Source organism: Sphingomonas sp. PAMC 26617, from assembly GCF_000242835.1.
In the GTDB taxonomy this organism is placed as follows: domain Bacteria; phylum Pseudomonadota; class Alphaproteobacteria; order Sphingomonadales; family Sphingomonadaceae; genus Sphingomonas.
In genome coordinates, this window is record NZ_JH594425.1 from 1,499,293 (window position 1) to 1,524,676 (window position 25,384).

General features: G+C 63.0%; 25 protein-coding genes, 1 tRNA gene and 1 pseudogene. 17 read left to right on the forward strand and 10 right to left on the reverse strand.

Annotation, left to right across the window (positions count from 1 at the left end; all coding sequences use genetic code 11):
- Position 1 precedes the first annotated feature (1 nt).
- The 4 genes from RH91_RS06510 to RH91_RS06525 all read right to left on the reverse strand — a co-directional run bounded on the left by RH91_RS06510 (position 2) and on the right by RH91_RS06525 (position 3,473).
- Positions 2–1,243 (reverse strand): DUF3419 family protein, encoded by a 1,242-nt coding sequence (locus RH91_RS06510; RefSeq protein WP_010161814.1) that lies wholly within the window; start codon positions 1,241–1,243, stop codon positions 2–4.
- Positions 1,244–1,507: 264 nt separating this feature from the next.
- On the reverse strand, positions 1,508–2,062 hold the full coding sequence (locus RH91_RS06515) for a fasciclin domain-containing protein (RefSeq protein ID WP_010161815.1): 555 nt from the start codon (positions 2,060–2,062) through the stop codon (positions 1,508–1,510).
- A 110-nt stretch (positions 2,063–2,172) separates the two neighbouring features.
- On the reverse strand, positions 2,173–2,934 hold the full coding sequence (locus tag RH91_RS06520) for an anti-sigma factor (protein WP_010161816.1): 762 nt from the start codon (positions 2,932–2,934) through the stop codon (positions 2,173–2,175).
- Positions 2,931–3,473 carry a sigma-70 family RNA polymerase sigma factor gene (locus RH91_RS06525; protein ID WP_010161817.1) on the reverse strand — a complete coding sequence of 181 codons (543 nt, stop codon included), beginning with the start codon at positions 3,471–3,473 and terminating at the stop codon, positions 2,931–2,933. The genes RH91_RS06520 and RH91_RS06525 overlap by 4 nt, the downstream gene beginning before the upstream one ends.
- A gap of 245 nt (positions 3,474–3,718) precedes the next feature.
- Between RH91_RS06525 and rpiB the strand changes: the two genes are divergently transcribed.
- The 5 genes from rpiB (at position 3,719) to RH91_RS06550 (ending at position 7,534) form a co-directional block, all read left to right on the forward strand.
- A complete protein-coding gene (rpiB, locus tag RH91_RS06530) occupies positions 3,719–4,171 on the forward strand; it encodes a ribose 5-phosphate isomerase B (RefSeq protein WP_010161818.1) in 453 nt (150 codons plus the stop codon).
- Positions 4,168–5,484, forward strand: coding sequence for a serine hydroxymethyltransferase (gene glyA / locus RH91_RS06535; protein ID WP_010161820.1), 1,317 nt, complete (start codon positions 4,168–4,170; stop codon positions 5,482–5,484). Before rpiB ends, glyA begins: the two co-directional genes overlap by 4 nt.
- Entirely contained in the window at positions 5,485–5,955 is a 471-nt protein-coding gene (gene nrdR / locus RH91_RS06540) for a transcriptional regulator NrdR (RefSeq protein ID WP_010161821.1), read from the forward strand.
- Positions 5,956–6,063: 108 nt separating this feature from the next.
- A complete protein-coding gene (locus RH91_RS21535) occupies positions 6,064–7,221 on the forward strand; it encodes a TrmH family RNA methyltransferase (RefSeq protein ID WP_010161822.1) in 1,158 nt (385 codons plus the stop codon).
- Positions 7,222–7,312: 91 nt separating this feature from the next.
- Positions 7,313–7,534, forward strand: coding sequence for a hypothetical protein (locus tag RH91_RS06550; protein WP_010161823.1), 222 nt, complete (start codon positions 7,313–7,315; stop codon positions 7,532–7,534).
- Between the two features lie 7 nt (positions 7,535–7,541).
- Here RH91_RS06550 and RH91_RS06555 read toward each other — a convergent pair whose 3' ends face one another.
- Positions 7,542–7,847, reverse strand: coding sequence for a chorismate mutase (locus RH91_RS06555; protein WP_010161825.1), 306 nt, complete (start codon positions 7,845–7,847; stop codon positions 7,542–7,544).
- A 212-nt stretch (positions 7,848–8,059) separates the two neighbouring features.
- On the opposite strand from RH91_RS06555, the gene rpsD reads away from it, so the two are divergent.
- Positions 8,060–8,674: a 30S ribosomal protein S4 gene (rpsD, locus tag RH91_RS06560; protein WP_010161826.1), complete on the forward strand. Its 615-nt coding sequence runs from the start codon at positions 8,060–8,062 to the stop codon at positions 8,672–8,674.
- Between the two features lie 285 nt (positions 8,675–8,959).
- Here rpsD and RH91_RS06565 read toward each other — a convergent pair whose 3' ends face one another.
- The gene (locus tag RH91_RS06565) at positions 8,960–10,936 is read right to left on the reverse strand and encodes an alpha/beta hydrolase family protein (protein WP_232283424.1); all 1,977 of its coding nucleotides are present in this window, start codon (positions 10,934–10,936) and stop codon (positions 8,960–8,962) included.
- Positions 10,937–11,103: 167 nt separating this feature from the next.
- Between RH91_RS06565 and RH91_RS06570 the strand changes: the two genes are divergently transcribed.
- The 3 genes from RH91_RS06570 (at position 11,104) to RH91_RS06580 (ending at position 15,017) form a co-directional block, all read left to right on the forward strand.
- Positions 11,104–12,735 carry a M28 family metallopeptidase gene (locus RH91_RS06570; protein ID WP_010161828.1) on the forward strand — a complete coding sequence of 544 codons (1,632 nt, stop codon included), beginning with the start codon at positions 11,104–11,106 and terminating at the stop codon, positions 12,733–12,735.
- A 19-nt stretch (positions 12,736–12,754) separates the two neighbouring features.
- Positions 12,755–13,729, forward strand: a complete 975-nt coding sequence (locus RH91_RS06575) for an agmatine deiminase family protein (protein WP_010161829.1) — start codon at positions 12,755–12,757, stop codon at positions 13,727–13,729.
- Between the two features lie 250 nt (positions 13,730–13,979).
- Positions 13,980–15,017, forward strand: a complete 1,038-nt coding sequence (locus RH91_RS06580; RefSeq protein WP_010161830.1) for a metallophosphoesterase — start codon at positions 13,980–13,982, stop codon at positions 15,015–15,017.
- A 182-nt stretch (positions 15,018–15,199) separates the two neighbouring features.
- Here the strand turns inward: RH91_RS06580 and RH91_RS06585 are convergent, their stop codons facing one another.
- Positions 15,200–15,598 carry a low affinity iron permease family protein gene (locus tag RH91_RS06585; protein ID WP_010161832.1) on the reverse strand — a complete coding sequence of 133 codons (399 nt, stop codon included), beginning with the start codon at positions 15,596–15,598 and terminating at the stop codon, positions 15,200–15,202.
- A gap of 49 nt (positions 15,599–15,647) precedes the next feature.
- Between RH91_RS06585 and aguB the strand changes: the two genes are divergently transcribed.
- Positions 15,648–16,499, forward strand: coding sequence for an N-carbamoylputrescine amidase (gene aguB / locus RH91_RS06590; RefSeq protein WP_010161833.1), 852 nt, complete (start codon positions 15,648–15,650; stop codon positions 16,497–16,499).
- Positions 16,500–16,698: 199 nt separating this feature from the next.
- On the opposite strand, the gene RH91_RS06595 is transcribed toward aguB, so the two are convergent.
- Positions 16,699–17,367 (reverse strand): uracil-DNA glycosylase, encoded by a 669-nt coding sequence (locus RH91_RS06595; protein ID WP_010161834.1) that lies wholly within the window; start codon positions 17,365–17,367, stop codon positions 16,699–16,701.
- A 23-nt stretch (positions 17,368–17,390) separates the two neighbouring features.
- Here RH91_RS06595 and folK point away from each other — a divergent pair, with 23 nt between their 5' ends.
- Both folK and RH91_RS06605 read left to right on the forward strand, forming a co-directional pair.
- Entirely contained in the window at positions 17,391–17,888 is a 498-nt protein-coding gene (gene folK / locus RH91_RS06600; protein WP_010161835.1) for a 2-amino-4-hydroxy-6-hydroxymethyldihydropteridine diphosphokinase, read from the forward strand.
- A 15-nt stretch (positions 17,889–17,903) separates the two neighbouring features.
- Positions 17,904–17,979: transfer RNA gene (locus tag RH91_RS06605), tRNA-Lys, on the forward strand.
- A 229-nt stretch (positions 17,980–18,208) separates the two neighbouring features.
- Here RH91_RS06605 and RH91_RS21540 read toward each other — a convergent pair.
- A complete protein-coding gene (locus RH91_RS21540; RefSeq protein WP_157136868.1) occupies positions 18,209–18,601 on the reverse strand; it encodes an IS5 family transposase in 393 nt (130 codons plus the stop codon).
- Between the two features lie 89 nt (positions 18,602–18,690).
- Positions 18,691–18,945, reverse strand: a pseudogene (locus RH91_RS23455) (transposase); the annotation flags it as partial.
- A gap of 462 nt (positions 18,946–19,407) precedes the next feature.
- Between RH91_RS23455 and RH91_RS06620 the strand changes: the two are divergent.
- The 5 genes from RH91_RS06620 to gmd all read left to right on the forward strand — a co-directional run bounded on the left by RH91_RS06620 (position 19,408) and on the right by gmd (position 25,381).
- Positions 19,408–20,508, forward strand: coding sequence for a hypothetical protein (locus tag RH91_RS06620; RefSeq protein ID WP_029623661.1), 1,101 nt, complete (start codon positions 19,408–19,410; stop codon positions 20,506–20,508).
- A 2-nt stretch (positions 20,509–20,510) separates the two neighbouring features.
- Complete coding sequence (locus RH91_RS06625) at positions 20,511–21,668, forward strand: polysaccharide biosynthesis/export family protein (protein ID WP_198283233.1); 1,158 nt, start codon at positions 20,511–20,513, stop codon at positions 21,666–21,668.
- Positions 21,669–21,681: 13 nt separating this feature from the next.
- On the forward strand, positions 21,682–22,608 hold the full coding sequence (locus tag RH91_RS06630; protein ID WP_029623662.1) for an NAD-dependent epimerase/dehydratase family protein: 927 nt from the start codon (positions 21,682–21,684) through the stop codon (positions 22,606–22,608).
- 338 nt (positions 22,609–22,946) lie between these two features.
- The gene (locus tag RH91_RS06635) at positions 22,947–24,299 is read left to right on the forward strand and encodes a hypothetical protein (protein WP_157136869.1); all 1,353 of its coding nucleotides are present in this window, start codon (positions 22,947–22,949) and stop codon (positions 24,297–24,299) included.
- Between the two features lie 8 nt (positions 24,300–24,307).
- Positions 24,308–25,381 (forward strand): GDP-mannose 4,6-dehydratase, encoded by a 1,074-nt coding sequence (gmd, locus tag RH91_RS06640; RefSeq protein WP_010161842.1) that lies wholly within the window; start codon positions 24,308–24,310, stop codon positions 25,379–25,381.
- Positions 25,382–25,384 lie beyond the last annotated feature (3 nt).

Consider the following 25,384-nt stretch of genomic DNA (forward strand, 5'->3'; position numbering starts at 1 on the left):
GTCACGCCAGAACGTAAAGGTGGACGCCACCGTAGATCGAGGAGCGGTCGCGACGCGTGTAATCGAGCGATTCCGCCGCGCGATAGTCCCAGCGATCGAGGATCGCGGCGGGGACGCGCCCGGGCAGGATGCTCGGGATGCCCGCGGTGCGGAACAGCACGCGCGACCCGGGCCGCGCGGTGCGGGTGATCTCGCCCCACAGGTCGGTGAGCTGCTCGTCGGTCATCCAGTCCTGCGCGTCGAGCAGGATGTAGCGGTCGAGCGTCGCATCGCCCTGCTCGCGCAGATAATCGGTGAAATTGGTGTGGCGTACCTCGATCCGCTCGGCGCGCTCCACGATCTCGGCGTGATGCGCGGCTTGGAGATACGGCGGGAGCGGGGCAGCGGCGTCCTTGCCATAGCCACGCCCGAACGCCTGCCACGCGAAGTAATTGTCCTTGATGTCGAAATCGCACGCGAGCTTCTCGAGCCGTGCGCGGAGGACGACCGCCATCTTCTCGTTGCCGGCAAGCGCCTCATATTGCGCGGGCGGGATGCCGAGCCCGAACAGCGATGCGGGCTGGTCGGTGATCCATTTGACCACGCCCTTGTCGAAGAAGGGCGCGAAATCGCGGTCGAAGATCGCGCGCTGTTCCTCGATCGATGTCGCCTCGAGCAATACCCGGGGGTTCACCCCGTTGAGCCGCGCGAGCAGATGCGCGACGCCGATGAAATTCCCGAGCAGCCCGCGCTTGTAGACGTTCTTCGAGAAGCCGCCGATCCGCCGCCGGCCGATCATGTCGCGGCCTTCCCAATAGGCCAGCGTCGCCTCGTCGAGATGCGGGCGGATGTAGGTGCGATAAGCGCGGACGTTGTCGCGCGCGTTGGCGGTCGCGAAGAAGCGGTGGAAGCTCGCGTGATCGGGCAGATGCCGCGCGGCGACCAGCTTCAGCTTGTTGAGCGCGATATGCGCGGTGTTGAGATCGACCGCGGTGATCGCACGCGGGTTGGCGGTGAGGTAGGACAGCACGTTGCACCCGCCCGACGCGATCGTCACGACATGCGAATCGGGCTGGATCGCAAGCGCCTCCATGTCGACCGCGGGGTCTTCCCAGATCTGTGCATAGACGAGGCCCCGGAAGGCGAAGGTGAACGCCCGTTCGAGCAGGCCCTGTTTCGACAGATGATCGTGCCGCAAGACGGCGCTGCGCACCGCTTCGTTCTTGGGGGCACCATTCTTGGGGGACCGAAGCGCAATCGCCATCTGAACACTCTCCATCCGGATCGCGCGAAATCTGTAGGCGCGGGGGGCAGCGTTGCCGCTACGACGATCCGATGACGCTTCCATGACGCGATTGCGTCCAAATGAAAAGGACCTGCCGGCTAAAGGGGGGCCGACAGGTCCTCTACAATCAACCGTTCGCCGCATAGGAGGGGAACCGGCGAACGGATACACTCTACCGCTTGGGGCGGAAGCAGGGAAGATACGCACAAACACGGTAAGCGGATGCGCGTATTGCCCGTTTTTTTACGGGAGCATCACGGTGTCGATCACGTGGATCACGCCATTTGACTGCATCACGTTGGCAATAGTGATTTTTCCGGTGTGACCCTTGTCATCGGCGACGGTGTAGCCCTTGCCCGATTTCATGAACGTCAGTGACCCGCCCTGGACGGTTGCATAGGTTGCCTTGCCCATGTTCGCCTTGATCTTGGCGGCGATATCCTGCGCGGTGACCTTGCCCGGGACGACATGGTAGGTCAGCACCGACGTCAGTTGCGCCTTGTTCTCGGGCTTGAGCAACGTGTCGACCGTACCCGCCGGAAGCTTGGCGAAGGCGGCGTTGGTCGGTGCGAAGACGGTGAACGGCCCCGGGCCCGACAGCGTCTCAACCAGGCCGGCGGCCTTGACCGCGGCGACCAGCGTGGTGTGGTCCTTCGAATTGACGGCATTCTCGACGATCGTCTTGTTGGCGTACATCGCGGCGCCGCCGACCATCGGGTTGGTGGCTGCGGCGACGAGGGTGGGGGCGCTGACGGCGATCGCGGTTGCGACGATCGCGGCACGGAAGGTGCGGTTCATGACGGCTCTCCTATCTTGGCGTTCAGGTCGAACGCGCCGGAGATACGCGGCACCCGGAATGGCGGATGCAGGACGCCGTTGCGGGATCGTAATTATTTTCGGGTGACCGGTCAGACCGGCGACAGCGCGCCCTTGGCGACCACCGGACCCGTCGGTGCTCCGGTCTTCGACCCGCCGACCGGCTCGATCGACACAGCGAGCGTAGCGCCCGCCGCGAGATACGCGCGAACGGTCGGGCTGAGCGCGAGCGCGGTCCCGCCGCTATCGTGCAGCAGACCCAGCGACCGTGGCGTCCCGTCGCCGGGAATGACCCACAATTCGGCGCTATGCTCGGCGCGCGCGAGCGTCGTCTCGGTCAGCCGGAGCGTGCCGCTGCGCTGGTCGTAGACGACCGTCATCGGTGCCTGCTTGCCTTCGGGCTCGAGCGAGGCGACCAGCGTCGGCAGCGGCGCGGCGACCGGGGTCGCCCGCGACGGCGGCGGGGGTGGCGGTACGGTCGGGAGCGATAGCGGGCGGACCAGCAGGATCGCCAGCAGCCCAACCGCCGCGATGCTCGACAATGCCGCGAGCGACGGCCACAGGCGGCTCGCGCGGGGATGCGGCGCGACGTCACCGGTCGCCCCGTTCAGGCGATCGATCGAACGTTCGATCCGCGGCAGGATGTCGGGCGCGGCCATCGCCGGCCACAGGTCGAACAGTTGCGCCAGATAGCCGCGCCATTGCTCGACCGCGCGCGCGAAACCGGGTTCGGACAGCACGCGCCGCATCGCCTGCGCGCGCTCGTCGCCCTCGAGCACGCCGAGCGCGAGTTCCGCCGCGGTCATGTCGGGGCCGTCGTCGCCTGGAATGTCCGGATGCCGCACGTCGGTCATCGCTCGAGGCACTCGCGCAGCCGGGCAAGCCCGCGCCGCACCCAGCTCTTCATCGTGCCGAGCGGGATGCCCTGGCGTTCGGCGAGTTCGGCATAGGTCACGCCGTCGAAAAAGGCGGTGTGGATCGCGCCACGCTGGCGCTGTTCGAGCGTCTCGAGGCACTCGCGCAACAAATGGTTCGCCTCGTCGTCGAGCATCGTCTCGCTTGCGATCGGCGCGGTGTCGCGGATCGGCGGCGCATCCTCGATCGGGGTGGAGCGGCGGACGGTCTGCGCGCGCTGCCAGTCGATCGCACGGTTGCGCGCGATCGTGGCGAGCCACGTGATCGGGCTGGCGCGCGAGGGTTCATACGCCCCGGCGCGCTTCCAGATCGTGAGATATACGTCGTGCAACACGTCTTCCGCTGCCTGCCTTTCGCCGCAGATACGGTAGCAAATCCCGAAAAGCTTCGCAGACGTGAGGGAATACAAATCCCGGAATGCGACACGGTCTTCCTCGCCGGTGCGCACCAGCGCCTCGACCAGCCGTGCCCGCGCCATCGCCTCGGGCGATTCGCCCGTCGGCCGTGGGGCCGGGGCGGGGGCTGCTGCAGCATCGGGCGGGAAATCCGTCACGGTCAATGGCGTAGCCCGGCAATATCCGGGCGGCAATCGCCCGAGGTCGATTTGGTCGAATTGTTTTTCGCGATCGTGGTTCGCTGTGGCATTTTGGCGGCTGCGCCGGTAAGGGCGCGGTCATCCAACCCGCCCCGCACCGGGGCTCTTACTTGGGAGCGCGTGCAGCCTTGCGCATCGCCATCGCATCCGATCACGCCGCCTTTGCGCTCAAGCAGGGGCTGGCCGGCTGGCTCGCCGAGCAGGGCCATGACGTGCTCGATCTCGGCCCCGACAGCGATGCGCGCGTCGATTATCCCGATTACGGTTTCGCGCTCGCCGCCGCCATCGCCGACGGGCGCGCGGAGCGCGGGATCGCCTTGTGCGGCTCGGGCATCGGCATCTCGATCGCGGTCAACCGCAACCCGGCGGTGCGCTGCGCACTCGTATCCGAACCGCTGTCCGCCGCGCTTGCGCGCGAGCATAACGATGCGACGGTCATCGCGATGGGCGCCCGGCTCGTCGGCGAGGACATGGCCCGCGCGTGCATCTCCGCCTTTCTTGCCACCGGTTTCGCCGGTGGCCGTCATCAACCCCGCGTCGACAAGCTCGGCGCCCCCGCTTTCCTGAGAGAACCGGCATGAGCACCAACCCGACCCAGCTCCACGACGTCCAGCCTGACGGCTTCTTCACTCAGGGCCTCGCGGACGGAGACCCCGCAGTGTTCGGCGCGATCGCGCACGAGCTGACGCGCGAGCAGACCCAGATCGAGCTGATCGCGAGCGAGAACATCGTCTCCAAGGCGGTGTTGCAGGCGCAAGGGTCGGTCTTCACCAACAAGTACGCCGAGGGCTATCCCGGCAAGCGCTACTACCAGGGTTGCGCGCCGTCGGACGAGGTCGAGCAGCTCGCGATCGACCGCGCCAAGGCGCTGTTCGATTGCGCTTATGTCAACGTCCAGCCGCATTCGGGCGCGCAGGCGAACGGCGCGGTGATGCTCGCTCTGGTCAAGCCGGGCGAGACGATCCTCGGCATGAGCCTCGACGCAGGCGGGCACCTGACGCACGGCGCGCGCGCGGCGATGTCGGGCAAGTGGTTCAACGCGGTGCAGTACGGCGTCGATCCGGTCAGCCACCTGATCGACTTCGACGAAGTCGCCACGCTGGCGCGTGAGCACAAGCCCAAGCTGATCATCGCGGGTGGCTCGGCCTATCCGCGCCAGATCGATTTCGCCAAGTTCCGCGCGATCGCGGACGAAGTGGGCGCGTATTTCCTCGTCGACATGGCGCATTTCTCGGGTCTGGTCGCAGCCGGGCTGCATCCGTCGCCGCTGCCGCACGCGCATGTCGTCACCACGACGACGCACAAGACGCTGCGCGGCCCGCGCGGCGGTATGATCCTCAGCAATGACGAGGCGCTCGGCAAGAAGTTCAACTCGGCGGTGTTCCCGGGGCTGCAGGGTGGCCCGCTGATGCACGTCATTGCGGCGAAGGCGGTCGCGTTCGGCGAGGCGCTCCAGCCCGGCTACAAGAGCTACATCGCTGCGGTGATCGAGAATGCCAAGATCCTCGCCGCCACGCTCAAGGAGCGCGGCGCGGAGGTCGTCTCGGGCGGGACCGACACGCATCTCGCGCTGATCGACCTGACGCCCCTGGGCGTGACCGGCAAGGATGCCGACGAGGCGCTCGAGCGTGCCGGCATCACCTGCAACAAGAACGGCATCCCCAACGATCCGCTCCCGCCGACCAAGACCAGCGGGATCCGCGTCGGTTCGCCTGCCGGCACGACGCGCGGGTTCGGCCCGGCCGAGTTCCGCGAGATCGGCAACATGGTCGCCGACGTGCTGGGCGGGCTTCGCACCCACGGCGAGCATGGCGACCCGCAGGTCGAGGCCAATGTCCGCGAGCGCGTTCGTACCTTGTGCGCGCGCTTCCCGATCTATCCCGAGGGCATGTGATTGCGCTGTCCGTTCTGCGGCCATGAAGACAGCCAGGTAAAGGATTCGCGCCCGACCGAGGATGCGGGCGCGATCCGGCGGCGGCGGCAATGCGAGGGCTGCGGCGCGCGCTTCACCACGTTCGAGCGGATCCAGCTGCGCGAACTGACCGTGGTGAAGAGCGAAGGGGCGGGCCTGAAGCGCGAGCCGTTCGACCGCGAGAAGCTGCGCCGCTCGGTCTCGATCGCGGCGCGCAAGCGGCCGATCGAGGCGGTGCAGCTCGAGAAACTGGTGTCGGGGATCCAGCGCCAGCTCGAGACGCTCGGCGAGAACGAGGTGCGCTCGGGGCGGATCGGCGAGATGGTGATGGAGGGGCTGAAGGGCCTCGACTCGGTCGCCTACATCCGGTTTGCGAGCGTGTATAAGGACTTCCGCGAGGCGCGCGACTTCGAGGAGTTTGCGGGGAATGTGAGCGAGGTGGGGAAGGGGTAGGGGCGGATCGTTTGCCTCTGCTTTCATCCCCGGTTTCACCCACTTCCGTTCGTCCCGAGTAGCGGCTGAGCGAAGTCGAAGACGCGTATCGAAGGATAGGGCCGCACGATGAGCTTCTGGGTCTACATTCTTCGCTGTAGCGACGGCAGCTATTATACCGGGCACACCGACAACCTTGAGGGCCGCATCGGGCAACATCAGTCCGGTACGATTGAAGGTTATACGCAGACGCGCCGACCCGTTGTACTGGCGTGGTCGCAGGATTTTCCCTCGCGGATCGAGGCGCTTGAGGCTGAGCGCCAGATCAAGGGGTGGACACGGGTAAAGAAGGAAGCGTTGATGCGATCGGACTGGCAGGCGCTGCATGAGGCCGCGATACCGCCCGCGGAGAGGGCCCTTCGACTGCGCTCAGGGCGAACGGAAGAAGGGGAGAGCGTAACGAAAACGGATGAACAGATGGACGACGTTGCGTTGGACACTCCTCCATCCGTTCGTGCTGAGCGAAGTCGAAGCACCGCCCCAAGCGAAACGCCCGAAACCGCGCCCGCCCCACCCCCCGTCCTCGTCCTCGTCCGCCCCCAGCTCGGCGAGAACATCGGCAAGGCCGCGCGCGCGATGCTCAATTTCGGGCTGACCGAACTGCGCCTCGTCTCCCCGCGCGACGGCTGGCCCAATCCCGGCGCCGGTCCGGCCGCGTCGGGCGCGGACATCGTGCTCGAACAGGCGCAGGTGTTCGAGACCGTCGCCGAGGCCATCGCGGATTGCGCGCACGTCTATGCCACGACGGTGCGCAAGCGCGGCGTGACCAAGCCCGTCGTCACGCCCGAGGCTGCCGCGCAGGCGATCCACGCGACCGCAGGCCGCTCGGCGATCCTGTTCGGCCCCGAACGCTCCGGCCTCGAGACCGACGACGTCGCGGTCGCGCGCAGCATCATCACCGTGCCGATCAACCCAGAGTTCGGCTCGCTCAACCTGGCGCAGGCGGTGATCCTCGTCGCGTATGAATGGTCGAAGGGCGTCGCGCTCGCCAGCCCGCCCGAGGTCGACCTGCCGCTCCCGGCGCCGCAGGCGGAGCTCGACGGGATGATCGCGCAGCTCGACGCGATGCTGGTAGAGAGCGACTTCTTCTTTCCCCCCGCGCGGACGCCGGTGACGCGTCGGACCTTGCGGACGTTGCTGACCAAGCCCGGCTGGTCGACGCAGGAAGTCCGCACGATGCGCGGCGTGCTGAGTTCGCTCAGCGGAAAGAAGCCGCGCGGTTCTTGATTGGCGGATCGTCCCCCGATACGCTCGGGCGATATCGGATTCGGGGGACGTTATGAAACTTGTACTTGCCGCGATTTTGCTGAGTTCGCCCATGATCGCCCACGCAGCCGATCCCGCGGTCGCCGCCAAGCCGATCGCCGATCCGGACAAGAAAATCTGCCGCGCCGAGGACGTCACGGGATCGCTCTTCCCGAAGCGCGTGTGCCACACCCGCGCCGAATGGGCCGAGATCGGCGCGAGCCGGCAGACCGCCGCGGAACGCTATATCTCGCAAAAGGAAATGAGCGGGCACGCCCTGCCGCTTCCGAACTGAGACGCGTCTACCGCCGGTCGAACGCCGCCAGCTCATAGGCGATCGACGCCTCGACCAGGCGCTCCCAGAGGTCGGCCACGACATCCTCGGGCACGCCGGCCGCGCGCGCTTCGGCGCAGGCGTTCGCGATGACCTGCGTCTTGCGCGCTTCGTCGCGGACCGCGGTGCGCGCGGGTTTGATCCGTGCCGCTGCATCCATATAGGCGAAGCGGCGCGCCAGCAGCGCGACCAGATCGCGGTCGAGCGCGTCGACGCCTGCGCGCACCTCGGTCATCGTCGTGCAGTCGGGGCCGGGGAGGATCGGATCGGTCATGCGCACAGCCCTTGGCGCGGCATTGCCAGCCTGTCCAGCTTGACTCACGCCGCATCCCCCGCTACCCGCCCGCCTTCGCAAAAGGCCCCGCACCCCGGTGAAGCGGTGGCCCCGACCAGACCCTCGGGTCAGGCGGAGCGATGACCGGGTATCGATCAGCAAAGCCTCACCGCGGCGTTGGTCTTGTTATTGGCACTTGCAAGGAATTCATCATGTCGAAGCGTAGCAGCGCAAAGTACAAGCTCGATCGCCGGATGGGCGAGAATATCTGGGGTCGTCCCAAGTCGCCCGTCAACAAGCGTGAGTACGGCCCCGGCCAGCACGGCCAGCGCCGCAAAGGCAAGGTCTCGGACTTCGGTATCCAGCTCCGCGCCAAGCAGAAGCTCAAGGGCTACTATGGCGACGTGACCGAGAAGCAGTTCCGCGCCTGCTACACCGAGGCAGCGCGCATGAAGGGTGACACCGGCCAGAACCTGATCGGCCTGCTCGAGCAGCGTCTCGACATGATCGTGTATCGCGCGAAGTTCGCCCCGACCGTCTGGGCGGCGCGTCAGCTCGTCTCGCACGGCCACGTCCGCGTCAACGGCGTGAAGTGCAACATCGCGTCGCGTCGCTGCTTCGTCGGTGACGAGATCACGCTGGGCGACAAGGCCAAGGAAATGGCGCTGGTGCTCGAAGCGCAGCAGCTCGCCGAGCGCGACATCCCCGATTACGTCGCTCCGGACGGCGCGGCCAAGGTCACCTTCACGCGCGTCCCGTCGCTCGACGAAGTGCCTTACCCGGTGAAGATGGAACCGAACCTCGTGGTCGAGTTCTACTCGCGCTGATGACGCGGATTAGCCTCGGCTAATCCGGACATCCCTCGCGAGCGGCCGGCGGGGCACCGCCCCGTCCCACGACGTGGCTTTGCCACGGCGCGGTTCGAGACAAAAAGGGCGGTCCCGCTGGGGCCGCCCTTTTTCGTGGCGCTGCCTGCCCCCCCCCCCCGTCCCGTTCGCTCTGAGCGCAGTCGAAGGGCCGCGCGCACACAGGCCAAGGCCCGTGGGGAGAGGGGGCTTCGACTGCGCCCAACCCGAACGGATGGGGGGTGGGGAAAGCCTGAAACCAGCCCCCTACTGGATCCCCATCGTCGCGCGCAGGAACGTGTCGCTGCGATCGAGCATCGTGGTCCGTGCCTCGCTGTCGTCGAGCTGGTGCGTCAGCCCCTTGAACTCGACCAGCTCGACCTTCTTGCCCGCGTTGCGCAACCGGCTCGCCATCAGGCGCGATTCGCCGATGCCGACATTCTGGTCGAGGTCGCCGTGGAACATCAGCACCGGCGCGGTGATCTTCGCCGCATTCTGCGCGTGCGAGCCCTGGCGGACATGCGGTCCCTTGCCGATGAAGGCGTCGACGAGATTATAGTCCATGTAATTGTCATGCTCGTGCCGCAGCGTGTCGAGATCGGTGACGGGGGCGATCGCGACGATCGCCTTGAACAGCGCCGGGTCGAGCACCGCGGATTGCAGCGCGGCATAGCCGCCATAGGACCAGCCGACGATCGCGAGCGTCGACGGGGCGGCAATCCCCTCCTTCACCAGCCAGTGCCCGCCGTCGTTGACGTCGCCGATCACGGTGCGCCACGACTGGAAGCCGTTCTTCTGGAACCAGCCGTCGCCATACCCCGTCGATCCGCGATAGTTGGGCTGGAGCACGGCATAGCCTCTCGCCGCGAAGAATTGTGCGAGCCAGTCGAACCCCCATTCGTCGCGCGCGCCCGGCCCGCCGTGCGGCATGACGATTGCGGGCAGGTTCTCCGGAGTCTGGCCGACGGGCAGCGTCAGATAGGCCGGGATCGGCGTCCCATCGGCGGCGGGAAAGGTGATCGCCTTTACGGGCGCGAGCGTGACGCCCTCGAGCGGCGGGCGCGAGCGGAGCAGCCCGCCCAGATGCCGCGTCTTCTTGTCGAACAGCGCAAAGCCGCCCGGGTCGACATCGCTTCCGGTCCATAGCAGCAGCTTGGATTCGTCCGCGCTGGCATCGACGAAACGGACGAGCGGCTGCTTGGGCAGCGCCTTGGCAAGGCTCGTCTGGAGTTTTTTCAATTCCGGATCGAAGAATTCGACCTGTCGCCGATCGGTGACATAGGTAGCACCGACGACGCGGTGCTGTCGGCCGATCACGACGAGCCCGGCAACGTCGACATCGGGCCGCGCGAACACGAGGTCACGCTTGAGGCTGCCGTCCAGTGCGATCTTGTAGAGGGCCTTGCGCCCGTTCTGCGCGTCGAACCCGTAGGTGACGTTGAGCGCCGGATCGACCGCATAGGGATCGAAGCCTTGCTCGGTCTGCGAATCGCTGGCCACGGTGCTGAGCGGAAGCCAGGCGGTCGCGCCGGGCTTGCGATATTGGTAGATCATGCGTGCGCCGCTGTAGCCCGCCCCGGTCGTCGGCCGCAGCCCCATGATGCGGACATGGCCTTGCCCGTCGGCAATATATTCGCGCGCGATCGGTCGCGGCCGCTCGACCGTCTGGCGGTGGAGCGTAACCGGATCGATCCGCTCGACCCCCATGCCCTCGCCTTCGCCCGCGATATGCGTGCCGGTATCGGACTTCGCGACGTATTGCCGCGTCATCAGCACGGTGTCGCCCTTGGCGTCGCCCTGCCAGTCGATGACGTGCCCGCCATCCTGCATGATCCCGACCGAATCGAGCGAGGTCCGCGCGCTCAGCAGTTTCATGTCCTTGCCGTCGGCGCTGAGCGTGACGATCCGGTCGAACCCGAGCATCCCGCTGACGCGCCCGACGGTGATGCTGAGCCCGCAGATCAGCTGGGTGTTGTTCGACCATTGGCAGTAATCGAGCTGTTCCTTCTCGCCGGACGACGCCACCACGACGACCGGGGGCGTGTCCGAGTCGGTCGGGAAGACCATCGCGCGGACCCCGCGCTTTGCATCGGACACCAGCGCGACGAAATGCTTGCCGTCCGGCGACAGGCTGATCTGCTGGACTTCCTCGCGCGCGCCGAACTTTTTGGCGGCATCGCTGGCGGCGTGCACGGGCGTTGCGGCCGTTGCCAGCAACACCATCACAATAAAGCGCTTTCTCATCCCCATTTCTCCCCTGGGCGGGATGATAGCAGGCAAATTCGCGCCGCCAAGTCACCTGGCTGGCGTTATTGCGCCCGACACGCGAGGCTGTCAGAACACCGGCCAAGCAATAGGGGTGCGTGCCGGTGAAGAGCTTCGAGACACTTGGATTTGGCGTTGTGTTGGCAATGCTGCCGGGACTGGCGCAACCGATCGCGGCGCAGGCGACGAAGCCTGCCCCCGCGATCTCGGTCGAGACGCTGAAGGACGTGACCAAGACGCTGTCCTCCGACGCGTTCGAGGGCCGCAAGCCGACCACGCCGGGCGAAACCAAGGCGACCGAGTACATCGTCGAACGCTTCAAGGCGGCGGGGCTCAAGCCGGGCAACGACGGCAAGTGGTTCCAGGACGTGCCGCTGGTCGAGCTGACCGCGCGCAACGTCACCCCGATGACGTTCAAGGGCGGCAAGACCCCGGTCAGCTTCGCCTATCGCAGCGACATGGTGCTCGCGACCTACCGCGTCACGCCGAAGATCGACCTGAAGGACAGCCCGGTCGTGTTCGTCGGCTATGGCATCACCGCGCCCGAGCGCGGGTGGGACGATTATGCGGGCGTCGACGTGCGCGGCAAGACCGTCGTCATCCTGGTCAACGATCCCGACTGGCAGGCCCCCAACAACACCGGCCTCTTCGAGGGCCGCGCGATGACCTATTACGGCCGCTGGACCTACAAGTTCGAGGAGGCCGCACGCCACGGCGCGGCGGGCGCGCTGATCGTCCACGAGACCGCGCCTGCGGCCTACGGCTGGGGCGTCGTCCAGTCGAGCTGGACCGGGCCGCAGCTCGAGCTCGACGAGAAGGGCGACCATGCCGACCAGAGCCAGGCGATCGGCTGGATCCAGCTCGACAAGGCGCGCGCGCTGTTCGCGAGCGCCGGGCAGAATTTCGATGCGTTGAACAAGGCCGCCAAGGTCAAGGGGTTCAAGGCAGTGCCGCTGGGCGTGACCGCATCGGCGTCGTTCGACACCACGATCAAGCGGCAGGCGTCGAAGAACGTCGTCGGCATCCTGCCCGGCAAGCCCGCCGCGCAGGGCGGCGCACCCGGCGAGTACGTCTTCCACACCGCGCATTGGGACCATCTCGGGCGCTGCGACCCGGTCGATGGGGATAACATCTGCAATGGCGCGCTCGACAACGCGAGCGGGGTCGCCGGGCTGGTCGCGCTGGCCGAGGCCAACACCAAGGCGGGGCCGGCACGGCGCTCGACCGTATTTCTCGCGGTGACCTGCGAGGAGTGCGGGCTGCTGGGTTCGCGCTATTATGCCGAACATCCGATCTACCCGATGGCGCAGACCGTCGGCGGCGTGAACATGGACGGATTGAACGTCGTCGGTCGCGCGAAGGACTTCGTCGTGACGGGCGCGGGCAAGTCCGAGCTCGAGGACATGATGAAGACGCTCGTCGTGGCGCAGGACCGCGTCGTGAAGCCCGAGCCCAACCCAGAGCGCGGCAGCTATTTCCGTTCGGACCATTTCGCCTTTGCGCGGGCTGGCGTGCCGATGTTCTACGGTGAATCCGGCGAGGATCTGCGCGTCGGCGGGACCGCGGCTGGCCATGCCGCGACCGAGGACTATATCGTCCACCGCTATCACAAGCCGCAGGACGAATATAATGCGGCGTGGGACTGGTCGGGGGCGGTCGAGGACCTGACGCTCTATTACGGTCTCGGCCGTGCATTGGCGGATGGGACGCGCTGGCCGAACTGGTACAGCACCGCCGAATTCCGCGCGATTCGCGACAAGAGCCGCGCGGGCAAGTAAACACAGGAACGTTTGAAGCATGACACGCGCCGTCCCGCCCGCCGAATGGGCCCCGCACTCCGCCGTCTGGATCGGCTTCCCGAGCCATCCCGAATTGTGGGTCGAAGACCTCGAGCCCGCGCGGACCGAAGTGGTCGCGTTCGCGCGCGCGGTCCATGCCGAGGGGCGGGGCGAGCGCGTCCTGCTCGTCGCGGCGGATGACGAGGCGGCCACCGCCGCGCGCGCGATGGCGGGCGATTTCGCCGAAATCGTGGTCGAATCGTTCGGTGACATCTGGCTGCGCGACACTGCCCCGATCCTGCTGTCGGACGGCAGCGCGCGGGACTTCGCCTTCAACGGCTGGGGCGGGAAATACGATCTGCCGGGCGATTCCGACATCGGGCGGCGGCTCGCCGAGGACAGGCAGATCGCGGTCGAACGTTGCGACTGGGTGCTTGAGGGCGGCGCGATCGATGGCGACGGGACCGGACTGCTCGTCACGACCCGGCAATGCCTGCTCAACCCGAACCGCAACCCGGCGCTCGACCAGGCGCAGATCGAGCAGCGGCTCCACGACGATCTCGGCTTCGCGCAGATCCTGTGGCTCGGCGACGGGCTGATGCACGATCATACCGACGGGCATGTCGACAATCTCGCGCGCTTCGTCGCGCCGGGGGTACTCGCAATTCCCGAGGCCGCGGACAACGACCCCAACTGGCTGGTCTATCAGCACGCCGCCGCCGCTGCCGCCGAGATGCCGGGGATCGACCTGGTGCGCATTCCCTCGCCGGGCCGGGTTCTCCGCGACGAGGAGATCGTGCCCGCGAGCTACATGAACTTCTATATCGGCAACGCCGCGGTGGTGGTGCCGCTGTACGGCGCGCCCAACGATGCGGCGGCGGTCGCGGCGTTGCAGGCGCTCTTCCCGGGGCGCGACGTGGTCGGCCTGCGCGCGGATGCGATCCTGACCGGGGGCGGCAGCTTCCACTGCATCTCGCAGCAGATTCCGGGGTAAGGGGAAGGCTCCCCTCCCATCCTCCCCCGTTCGCTTCGAGCGAAGTCGAGAAGCCGGGCACAGCGCAGGTTTCTCGACTTCGCTCGAAACGAACGGGGGGGGCGGTGTCTTAGATGCTCCCGCGAACCGGTCGAACCACGCCCGCAAACCCCAGAAGGAACGCCTGATCTTCCACCTGCTTTTCAGCCTGCCATGGCTGTTCGTCACGCTGCGCTTCATCCTGCCGCTCCCGTGGCATCCGGCGGCCAAGGTGATCCTCGCGGGCGTGCTGCTGATCGGATCGCAATTCCTGTTGTGGAGCCGGCTGTCCTCGGGGTCACCGTTCGCGCCCGAGATGCCGCGCGGCGTCGTGCTCGCGTTCAACCTAGCATATGGCGCGATCCTGTTGCTCGCGGTGTTCCAATTGGCGGTCGATCTTGCGCGCCTGCCCGCGCTGCTGATCGGGCAGGGTGGCTTCGTGGTGCCGGTGGCGGTGCGCTACGCCATGGGGTTGGCGGCGCTGGTGCTGGCCGGCCTGGGCGTGGCGCAGGCGCAGCGGGTGCCGCCGGTGCGCGATATCGACGTGGTCATCCCCGGGCTGCCCGCGGCGTTCGACGGCTATACGCTGGTGCAGCTGACCGACCTCCACATCAGCCGCCTGTTCCCCGCGCGCTGGACGCAGGCGGTGGTCGATCGCACCAATGCGCTGCACCCCGATCTGATCGTCGTGACCGGCGACTTCATTGACGGATCGATCGCGATGCGCCGCGCGGATGTGGAACCGCTGCGGGGCTTGCACGCCGCCGACGGGATCTACGCGATCCCGGGCAACCACGAATATTTCTTCGAATATGAGGCGTGGATGGCGCATTTCGCGGGGATGGGAATGCACTTGCTCCCCAACGCGCACGCGGTGCTGACGCGCGGCGACGGGCGGCTGGTGATCGCGGGCGTCACCGATCTGTCGGCGCGCGAAACCGGCCATTCCGTGCCCGATCTGGGGAAGGCGCTGGCAGGCGCACCGGCGGGCGCGCCGATCATCCTGCTCGATCATCAGCCGCGGATGGCGCGGGCGGCGGCGGCGCGCGGTGTGGCGTTGCAACTGTCGGGGCATACGCACGGCGGGATGATCGTCGGGCTCGACCGGCTGGTCGCGCGCGGCAACGCCGGGTTCGTCTCGGGGCGCTACGCCGTCGAGGGCATGACGCTGTACGTCAGCAACGGCACGGGGTTGTGGCCGGGGTTCGCGCTGCGGCTGGGCGTGCCGTCGGAGCTGACGCGGATCACGTTGCGCGCGGGGCCACGCTAGACTGACCTCTTCCGTTCGCCCTGAGCGCAGTCGAAGGGCCGCTTGCCGCCCTCAGCGGGGCCTGTGGCGCGAGCGGGGCTTCGACTTCGCTCAGCCCGAACGGGTCGGGGGATTCCGTCAAACGAACGCGACGTCTGCAACTCTGGGTTCCTGCCGGCGCAGGAACACACAGCGGCGGGACCCTAAAGCCGCCCCAACAACCGCTCGATCGATTCATGATGCGTCGTGTCGTCCCCGCACTCCCGCTCGAGCACGCGCTTGATCCGCTCGAGTTCGTCCTGAGTCATGTGCTCGATCCCGATGAACTCGTTGCGCGCGTCCGTCGTCGCGCGGATGATCTCGTCGAGCTTGGCCTGGATCGCCGACGCATCGCGATTCTGCGCATTCTGGATCAGGAACACCATCAGGAACGTCACGATCGTCGTCGAGGTGTTGATGACGAGCTGCCACGTGTCCGAATAATGGAACAGCGGGCCGGTCATCCCCCACACGACCACCACCGTGAAGGCGGTGACGAAGGCGATCGGGCGCCCCGCCCAATTGGCGACACGTTGGGCAATCGTCTCGAACAGGCGTTCCATCAGCGATATCCCGTTTGAATCTGGCGCACGAAGCACGATATGGCGGCGCATGACCGAAATCACCGTCGCCGCGCTGCAACTCGCTTTCTCGAACGATATGGACGCGAATATCGAGCATGTCTCGGAACTCGTGCGCGAGGCCGCGAGCCGGGGCGCGCAGGTGATCCTGCCGCCCGAATTGTTCGAGGGCGAATATTTCTGCCGGGTCGAGGACGAGGGCCTGTTCTCCAACGCCAAGCCGGTCGGCGAGCACAAGGCGGTGCTCGCGATGCAGGCGCTCGCCGAGGCGCTCAAGGTGACGATCCCGACCAGCTTCTTCGAGGCGGACGGGCCGCATCACTATAACAGCCTCGCGATGATCGGCCCCGATGGCGAGGTGCAGGGCGTCTATCGCAAGAGCCATATCCCGGACGGCCCGGGCTATGAGGAGAAATTCTATTTCCGCCCCGGCAACACCGGCTTCAAGGTGTGGCCCGGTCCTGCGAAAACGACGCTCGGCGTCGGGGTGTGCTGGGACCAATGGTATCCGGAAACCGCGCGCGCGATGATGCTGATGGGCGCGGAAGTCCTGTTCTACCCGACCGCGATCGGCAGCGAGCCGCACGACACGTCGCTCGATACCGCGCGGCTGTGGCGGCGCGCGATGGTCGGCCACGCAGTGTCGAACGTCGTGCCGATCGTCGCGGCGAACCGCGTCGGCGTCGAGCACGACCAGACCTTTTACGGCACCAGCTTCATCGCGGACGAGCGCGGCGACATCCTGGCGGAGCTGGGGCGCGAGGAAGAGGGCGTGATCACCGCAACGATCGATCTCGATCGCGTCAAGCGCCACCGCGCCGCGTTCGGATTCTTCCGCGATCGTCGGCCCGAATTGTACGGGCGACTGGTCCAGGATATCTGAAGCGGATCCGGCGGGTCGAGGGGAGACCCGCGGGAGCGACCGGGCCGGGGGCGGCGGTTTGACCCGCCTGTTTGCCGTAATCACTCCCGCGTATCGGTACGCTACGCGCCACGACCGCTGCAATACTCCGCCGCGGTCACCGTTGTCCTATCGGATTTGGACGACCAAATCTCTCATCCATTCGACCGAAAATATTCCGTTAACGTGCCGTAGTGTCACGCAATTCTACCGCACGTGCGAACACGGCAGAGAACATCTCGGCGGTCAGCCGGCCGGTGTTCTGGTTGTAGCGCGAGCAATGGTAGCTATCGATCAGGATCCGCCCGTCGGGCATGCGATGTTCGGCGAGATGCCCGAACTTGCACTTGGGCAATCGCCCGCCGAGCACCTTGACCGCGGACTGATGCGCGATCTGCCCCAGCGCGACGAACACGCGCGCCTGCGGGACAGCGGCGATCTGCCCCTCGAGGAACGGGCGGCATGTGCGGATTTCCTCGGGTGTCGGCTTGTTCTGCGGCGGCAGGCATTTGACCGCGTTGATGATCATCGCGCCCTGCAATTGCAGCGTATCGTCGGGCTTGGCCTCATAGGTGCCCGTTGCGAGCCCGTGCTGCGCAAGCGTGTCGAACAGCAGGATCCCGGCATGGTCCCCGGTGAAGGGGCGCCCGGTGCGATTCGCCCCGTGCTTGCCCGGCGCTAGGCCTATGATCCCGAGCCACGCCGTCGGATCGCCAAAGGCGTTGACCGGGGCATTCCACCAGGTCGGAAATTCCTGACGGAGTTCCTCGCGGAAGCCGACGAGGCGGGGGCACAGCGGGCAATCGCGGGGCGGTTCGGATTCGGGGATCGGGCTGGGTGCGAAGGTCATCGAAACCCGATAGGCGTGTTCGGGTGACGATCTCAACCACTTCCCCGCTTTATGCGATCGCAATCGGTTCGAACCGCCGCGGGCGGCACGGGGGCCCGCGCGCCGAAGTGACTGCCGCGATCGCGGGGTTGCCAGGGGTGATCGCAGTATCGCGGCTGATCGAGACCGCGCCGGTCGGCCCGTCGATCCGGCGGTTCGTCAATGCGGTCGTGGTCGTTGCCTGCACCGATTCGCCGCCCGAACTGCTGCGGCGGCTGAAAGCGATCGAGCGGGACTTCGGGCGCCGCCGCGGGCGGCGCTGGGCAGCACGCGTGATCGACCTCGACATCGTCCTGTGGTCGGGTGGGGCGTGGCGTTCGCCGGGGTTGCGCGTGCCGCATGTCGCCTATGCCGACCGCGACTTCGTGCTCGGCCCGCTCGCGACGATCGCCCCGCGCTGGCGCGATCCGTCGAGCGGACGGACGATCCGTCAGCTCGCCAGCCGCTTGCGCAAGGTTGACCCGACGCCGATCCGCTCCTAACGCGCTTCGACGTGAGGGCTCGTAGCTCAGTCGGTAGAGCAACGGACTTTTAATCTGTAGGTCCCGGGTTCGAATCCCGGCGAGCCCACCACGCACCTTCGTTTACCGGGCGTCTTCGTTGTCACCAGTTATCATAAAATACACGATTGGATGACCATTGTGTGTTGCCCGGCAGTCGACGAGCAGAAATCGTTTGAAGCGAATACATAGTCGAACACTCATGGCTCCATGGCTCGTGGGGACTGCCGAGGCAACTAGGCATCGTGGACAAAGGGTGTCCACAGTTTGATCGAAGCGACTGCGACGATGCCGAGTTAGGATTACTTGGTTTTGTCCATTCGGGTGGCAACGCGCTGCCAGTTCTTGAGCTTGCTGAACAGGCGCTCGACGAGATTCCGCCAGCGGTGTTTCTCGCAATCATGCGGGATGGGGACGCGGCGATTGCACTTGGTGGGGATGACCACTTCAACACCGGCTGCGGCAAGCCCTGCGCGGATGGTATGTGCGTCGTAACCCTTGTCCGCAAGCAGCGCGTCGACGCGTTCATCAAGCATACGGAACAGCGGAGCGAAGCCTTTCACATCATGCGTCTGGCCGAAGCCAATCGGTCGCCCGTGCCCATCGCAGCCGGCGTGGAGCTTGGTGGTGAAGCCCCCGCGCGAGCGGCCGAGTCCCTGGGCCTCTTGATCCCCTTTTTTAGCCCGACGGCGCAATGATGCGCCCGGACCACCGTGCTGTCGATCATGTCGGCGCTGGTATCGCTCGCCACTATCTCGGCCAGCGTCTCCAGCAGGGCGTCAAACACACCCGTTTCGACCCAGCGCCGGTAGCGCCGAAACACGCTGTTCCACTTGCCATAATCGTCAGGTAGCAGCCGCCACTGCGCCCCCGATCGCGCCATTCCCATCATGCCTTCGAAAAAGCGCTGGTTGTCGCCTGCAGGCCGACATCCGCGGCTGTGTTCGGGCGGAAGCAACGGCCCGATCAGCGCCCACTCGTCGTCCGATACCCCGATCCGCTCACCCAAAGCCGCCTCCAAAAGGCAGCCTTGAATCAACCCGCGAGTCTCAGGTCAAGCTTTGTCCGAGATGAACTGGTCGCGGTTATCGCTTGGCGTTCATGTGCCCTGATCCGCGGAATTTCATGCATATTTTCATGGCCCGACCTTCAAGCTGTTGCGGTCACACCCTGCATTGCCGTCTGAGGTTACCCAGAGAGATCCCAGCTATCGTGACCGATCGATTCGGCCTCGTGTGCCCTAATTTAGAATCTTCTAGTCCGTCCGGATCACCTGCATCCGATACATTCCGGCAAGCCGTTCAACTCCCTCTGACTTCCGAGTTGCGCCGCGGCGCAATAAGAGGCAGAAGGCGCGGCATCGCTCAACCGGGTCGAACCAAAGCCCAGTTGTGGGCAACTGAAAGGGCGGAAGGGCTTGTTGAATTCGCAGAGCGATCCGAGCGTTGACGATATGGAACGACCGATTCCTGCCACGCAGACCTCAAGAGGCCTCGGTCGTATGGCAGTAGCGCTCCGAACGAAGGTAGCGGGTTTCTTTGCCATCGTTGTGATCCCGAGCTTGCTTTTCTTTCTGTATCTGACGCTTGTGGTGTCACCGGAATACTCGTCGGAGTTTCGGGTACTTGTGCGCAGCGCAGGCCAACAGAAAGACATGAGCTTACCTCAGATCCCAGGTCTGTCGTTGTCGTCGTCTGCTAATGAGAACTCGTACGCGGTTATTCAGTATCTAGAAAGTCAAGCTGCAGCGTTAGCTTTGAACAAAATGGTATCGATTAAGGATCTTTATGCGGATGGCCAAATTGATTATACTTCTAGACTGAATTTAAAGTCTTCAAATTACGATCTTACCCGATACTGGAACAGAATGCTCGACGCGTATTTTGAGAATACGACGGGCACCATCGTAGTCAAGGTCTTCGCTTTCAAACCCGCAGATGCGCAGCAGATCGCCCAAGCGACGTTGCGTCTTTCGGAGACGCTCGTAAACGACATGTCCAAGCGCTCGCGCCGGGATTTGTTGCGCTATGCAGAGAAGGATTTGGCTGATGCTCAAAGCGATCTGAGGCGGATCGATGCCAATATCTTCAGGCTTCGCAACGAGCGAGGCATTCTTGATCCTCGGCAGTCGTCAACCGCTGTTCTAGAGCGGCAGGCAAAGCTGCAAAGCGAGATTACGGAGGTGCAGGCTGCATATGATAGCCGCTCTTCATATTTGTCGCCAGGCGCGCCAACGATGCAAGTGTTACGCCAGCAATTGTCGGCATTGCGAGCGGGGCTGAATGCGGTAAAATTGGAAATGGTGGCTCCAAACAACGGACGCAGCCAAAGCCTATCAAGCGCAATCAACGCATTCGAGCGCCTTCAGGCCGACGAGAACTTTGCCCAAAAGCGGTACCAGGCCGCGTTGGCAAACTTCCAGTCCGCCAGGACCCAGGATATCCAGCAGCATCTTTACCTCGAGACAATCGTTCCGCCTACCCTGTCGGACCAGTATGCATATCCTTCGATATTCAAATATCTTGCTGTATTTGCCCTTCTGGCGACCGCCGTATGGGCGGTCGTAACGATATTCCTTGAAAACGCTTTTGAGCGCGTATGATCATGAAACCATCTGTCTCCCGCGTGCGCAACACGTTTGCCTGGTTTGTTAAAAGTATTCTGCCCGTGTTGGGCGGGTGCAGCACGTTACCAACCAGCGGTCCTACCGCGCATCAAATCGTCAACGGGATTGCACGGGACCAAAGTCAGTTGGCGCTAAACGTGATCGACGTTTCATCCACGAATTATACTGCCCTTCTTGCCACAGACAGTGACCATGATGACCAAACGCATCTGGCCGCGCTTGCAGAAACCGTTGCAACCGACGTCATTGTACCGGGCGACAAACTGGGAATCGTGATCTACGAAGCTGGCTACACTCTGTTCGGTTCGAGCTCATCGCCTATAAGCAGTGGCAATGCGAGCGCGGGATCCTCGCAAGCCGTAAGCGCTAGCCAGGAGAAGATGGCCGACATTACCGTCGACGCAAACGGGACGATCCGGTTGCCCTACGTCAGTCGCCTGCGGGTTGTAGGGCGTACCCCTGATGAGGTGGCGAGACTGATCGAGCGGGGGTTGGCAGGAAAATCCCAGGTTCCGCAGGTTCTTGTGACTATCATCAGCAGCACGGCGAACGCGGCATACGTCTCCGGAGATGTCCGGCAGAGCGTTCGCGTTCCACTGGGGGTCGTTCCTACGCGATTGCGTCAAGGTATCGTTCTTGCGGGCGGTTCGGTAGCGCCCAGCTCAGACTCGATGGTCCGAGTATACCGCGCGTCAAAACGCATCGAGCAGCGGTTGAGTGCGATTACTCCTGGAGGTGATGACGATCTCATACTCTCGCCCGGGGATCAGATCGAAATCATCAAGACGCCCCGTAGTTATAGCTTGCTTGGCGCCAGCGGTCGAGTGAATCAGGTCAGTTTTGACGTTCCAACGCTGTCGTTGGCGGAAGCGATTGCCCGTGCCGGCGGGCCGAATGATAACCAGGCAGACCCGAAATCTATCTTCATCTTTCGTAACAACCGTGGGGCACCACAGGTGTTCCGCGTTAACTTTATGAAGCCCGAAAACTATATTTTAGCTCAGCGGATTCAAGTAAGAGACAAGGATGTCATCTACTTTGCAAACGCTTCAGCGAATCTTCCCACTAAGTTGGTTTCGGTAGTCAACCAGCTCTTCTCACCTTTTGTTACCACGAGAGCACTTCTCAATAACTAATTTTACAAAGGGCATGGTTTTGCAGCGCGTGATTGTGACAGGAGCGAATGGAGTTATCGGTAGAGCGCTAGTTGCACGTCTGGAGCAAACTGGCGCTGATGTCGTCACGCTTGGTGGGCGAACAGATTGCAACCTCGAAGATCCTTGCTCGACCAATTCCTTTTTCGAAAAGGCTGAGCCTGAATTAGTTTATCATCTCGCCGGTGCGGTATTTGGCGTGGGGGGCAATACTACTTTTCCGGGTGATGCTTTTCGCCGTAACACGTTGATCAATACCAACGTCGTAGAGGCGACGAGGCTCGCTGGTGCCAAAAAAATCGTCGCGATGGGGTCGGCAGCTATTTACGCAGATGGTTTGCCGCAGCCGATGCAGGAGGTAGATGCCCTCGTTGGAGAGCCTCACGGTTCAGAATACGCGTATGCTTTTTCCAAACGTGGCATGCTCGTGCAGTTGGAGAGTTACCAGCGCCAGTATGGTCTCGACTACGCTTACGTGATTTCTACCAACCTGTATGGTCCGCATGATCGTTTCAACAGCGAGTACGGGCATGTAATTCCGTCTCTTCTGACCAAATTCGAGCGTGCCCAACGCGAGGGTGGAGAAGTCATTGTTTGGGGAGACGGTACCCCAACCCGCGACTTTCTCTACAGCAAGGATGCCGCAAAAGGTCTCATGTTATTGATGAAAAAAGGTGACGGACGGTATAATCTGGCTTCCGGTGTTTCGTGTTCAATACGACAGATGGCCGATTCTATCGCAGCCTTTTATCCCGAGGTTGTGCATAGGTACGATGTTACTAAGCCCCTTGGCCAACTATCCCGTTCCTACGAAGTTAAGCGCTTGCAGAGCTTGGGTTTCACTTGTGAATATACCTTGGAAAAAGGACTCGCCGAAACGGTCGAATGGGTTCGCAACAACTATAGCAAATTACGGGTCTGACTTTTCAACGATCCCGGTTACTGGCGAATATGCTGCGAAAGGTTGCAAGGGCTGATCAACAAAAGGTTGCAGTTGGGGAAGTGCTTTTTCAAAAACTGGAGGTGCCAACACACATCCGTACTGTTTTGGCGAGGGCGATTTTGGCCCAACGGCGGCGCGAGCTGCCGTACCAAGACCCGTGGTCAAGTGAGCCTGCGGCAGTCAGCCACGTACAGTAGGATGGCGCATTTTTGGCCCCAGCTGGCTAGTCCGAATTGACTTCGTCAAGTGGCAATCATAGGCCACTCCTACCCTATGAGCCTGATCCGGCTTGAGTTAAACGCGGAGCAATATCTCGCATGGCAAGGCTGGCAATCGTTAGCACGTACAATGAAAATTGCGGAAATGCATCGTACACTCATGTACTTAAGGTGGGATTTACTGAATTTGTCGAAGTGGATGTTATTCCACTCGACTTGTTTCTACTTCAAAAAAAGGCCGATTTGTTTCGCGACCCCGCAGATAAGCATATCAAAGGCATCGCGAAGATGCTCGAAAATTACGATTATGTAAATATTCAATTTGAAGCCGGACTGTTTGGCGCGTCAATTCCCGATATCCGTCGCCGGATTGGCTGGCTCATCGAAGCCGCTCCGAACCTGATTCTCACGATGCATCGCATTGACGTAGGTCATATCCAGCGTAAACATGCCATCAGCGATGCTTTTTCAAAGCGTTCTCTCAAGCCGTGGAAAAAGTACGCAGGCGGGCAGAAATATGCGGTGCTCTACCATGACATCATCGAAATGGTTCAAAAGGCAGCCAAGACTCGGAACGCTTGGATCAAAGTTCACACCCGACGGGAACGTCGTGTCGTCCGCGACATCTACAATTTTAAAAATTGCTTCGATTACCCGCTGGCGTTTTTGAACGACGAGCAGCGCGCAGACGCTCTCAAACGATTCGATCGTGCCGCCTTCCTGAAGAAGCATGGGTTCAAGGAGACCGACAAAGTATTCGGTCTGTTTGGATATATTTCGGAATATAAGGGAATCGAGACAGCGATTCAGGCATTGGGTGAATTGCCGAACAACTACAAGCTTGCCTTCTTTGGTAGCCATCACCCGCAGTCGATCCGGGCAAATACGGCTGTACACCCGTATATTGAATCCTTGATCGATATGATCAATGATGTTGATGAAGAGATTTATGACGCTGATTTGCGGGAAGCCCGCCTGACGCGCATGTTGATTCCAACAGTGAATATTGCCCGGTCCGGGCCGGCAGAGAAAACGGAGGGTGGCAATTCACGGTCTGCAGATCGTGTGCCCACTTCCGAGCGGGTTCGCTTCATCGGAACTCTTGACGATCCTGAGTTCATCGAAGCCCTTCGCCTTTGCGACGCGACTGTGTTGCCGTACACGGAAGTCGGTCAGAGCATGTCCGGCGTCGTTGTCTTAGGAATGGAGGCAGGCGCAAAGTTGATATGTGCGAACAACCATTCTTTTAGCGAAACAAAGAAATACTTTGGGACTGTGTTTTCGTCATTCGACATGGGCAACTATGTCGAGCTTGCTCAGAAGATCAGGTTTTGCGCTGAGAATCCGTCGGCATGGTTGTACGCAGATGAGCGTGAGGAAGCCTATGCGAAATACAACATTAGAGACAGTATCGTGCAGCAGCTGACGCGTTTCGGCCATAAGTTCAATTGAGGAATACCATGTCCAAGATAGCATTAATTACTGGTATTACCGGTCAGGATGGGGCGTTTCTGGCGCGCCATCTCATCGATCTAGGATATGAGGTTCACGGTGTCATTCGCCGTTCCTCAGCGCCCAACATTCACCGTCTGAGCCGCATCGTCGCGCCCGAGCTGGCGAACGGTACGCTGAAGCTCCATTACGGCGACATGACTGATTTCTCGTCGATGGTCCGCATCGTCGGCGATACCCGCCCTCATGAGATCTACAATCTGGCCGCCCAGAGCCATGTCGCGGTGAGTTTCGAGACCCCAGAATATACCGCGAGCGCAGACGGCATTGGGCCGCTTCGTTTGTTAGAAGCCATCCGGATTGCGGGGCTTACGCACCACACGCGGTTTTATCAGGCTTCCACTTCTGAACTTTATGGCAAAGTCCACGAAATTCCGCAGCGGGAAACGACGCCCTTTCATCCTCGTAGCCCCTACGGCGTTGCCAAACTCTATGGCTACTGGATAACGGTGAACTACCGAGAAGCCTATGGCATGCACGCGTCCAATGGCATTCTGTTTAACCACGAAGGAGAGCTTCGTGGCGAATTGTTTGTTACGCGCAAAATCACCAAGGCGGTTGGACGTATGGCGTTGGGTCACAGACAGCCGTTACGTCTCGGCAATCTCGACGCGCAGCGTGACTGGGGCGATGCGCAGGAATATATTCGAGGCATGCATTTGATACTGCAGCAGGAAACACCGGACGACTATGTCCTTGCGACCGGCGAAATGCACAGCGTGCGGGAGTTTGTCGAGGTGGCACTGAACCACATCGACAAGCAGGTGGTCTGGGAAGGCGAAGGCGTGGACGAAGTCGGTATTTGCAAGGCTACCGGAGAACGTCTCGTGATGGTCGACAAAGACTTCTTCCGCCCGGCCGAGGTCGAGCTCTTGCTTGGCGATCCCAGCAAGGCGAAGGAAAAACTCGGTTGGTCCCATGAGAAGGACTTCAAGCATCTCGTTGCGGACATGGTTCAGGCAGACATCCGTCGCCAGGAACTGATTTCACAGAACGGCATCGAGTTGGAGGATTTCCTGTAATCT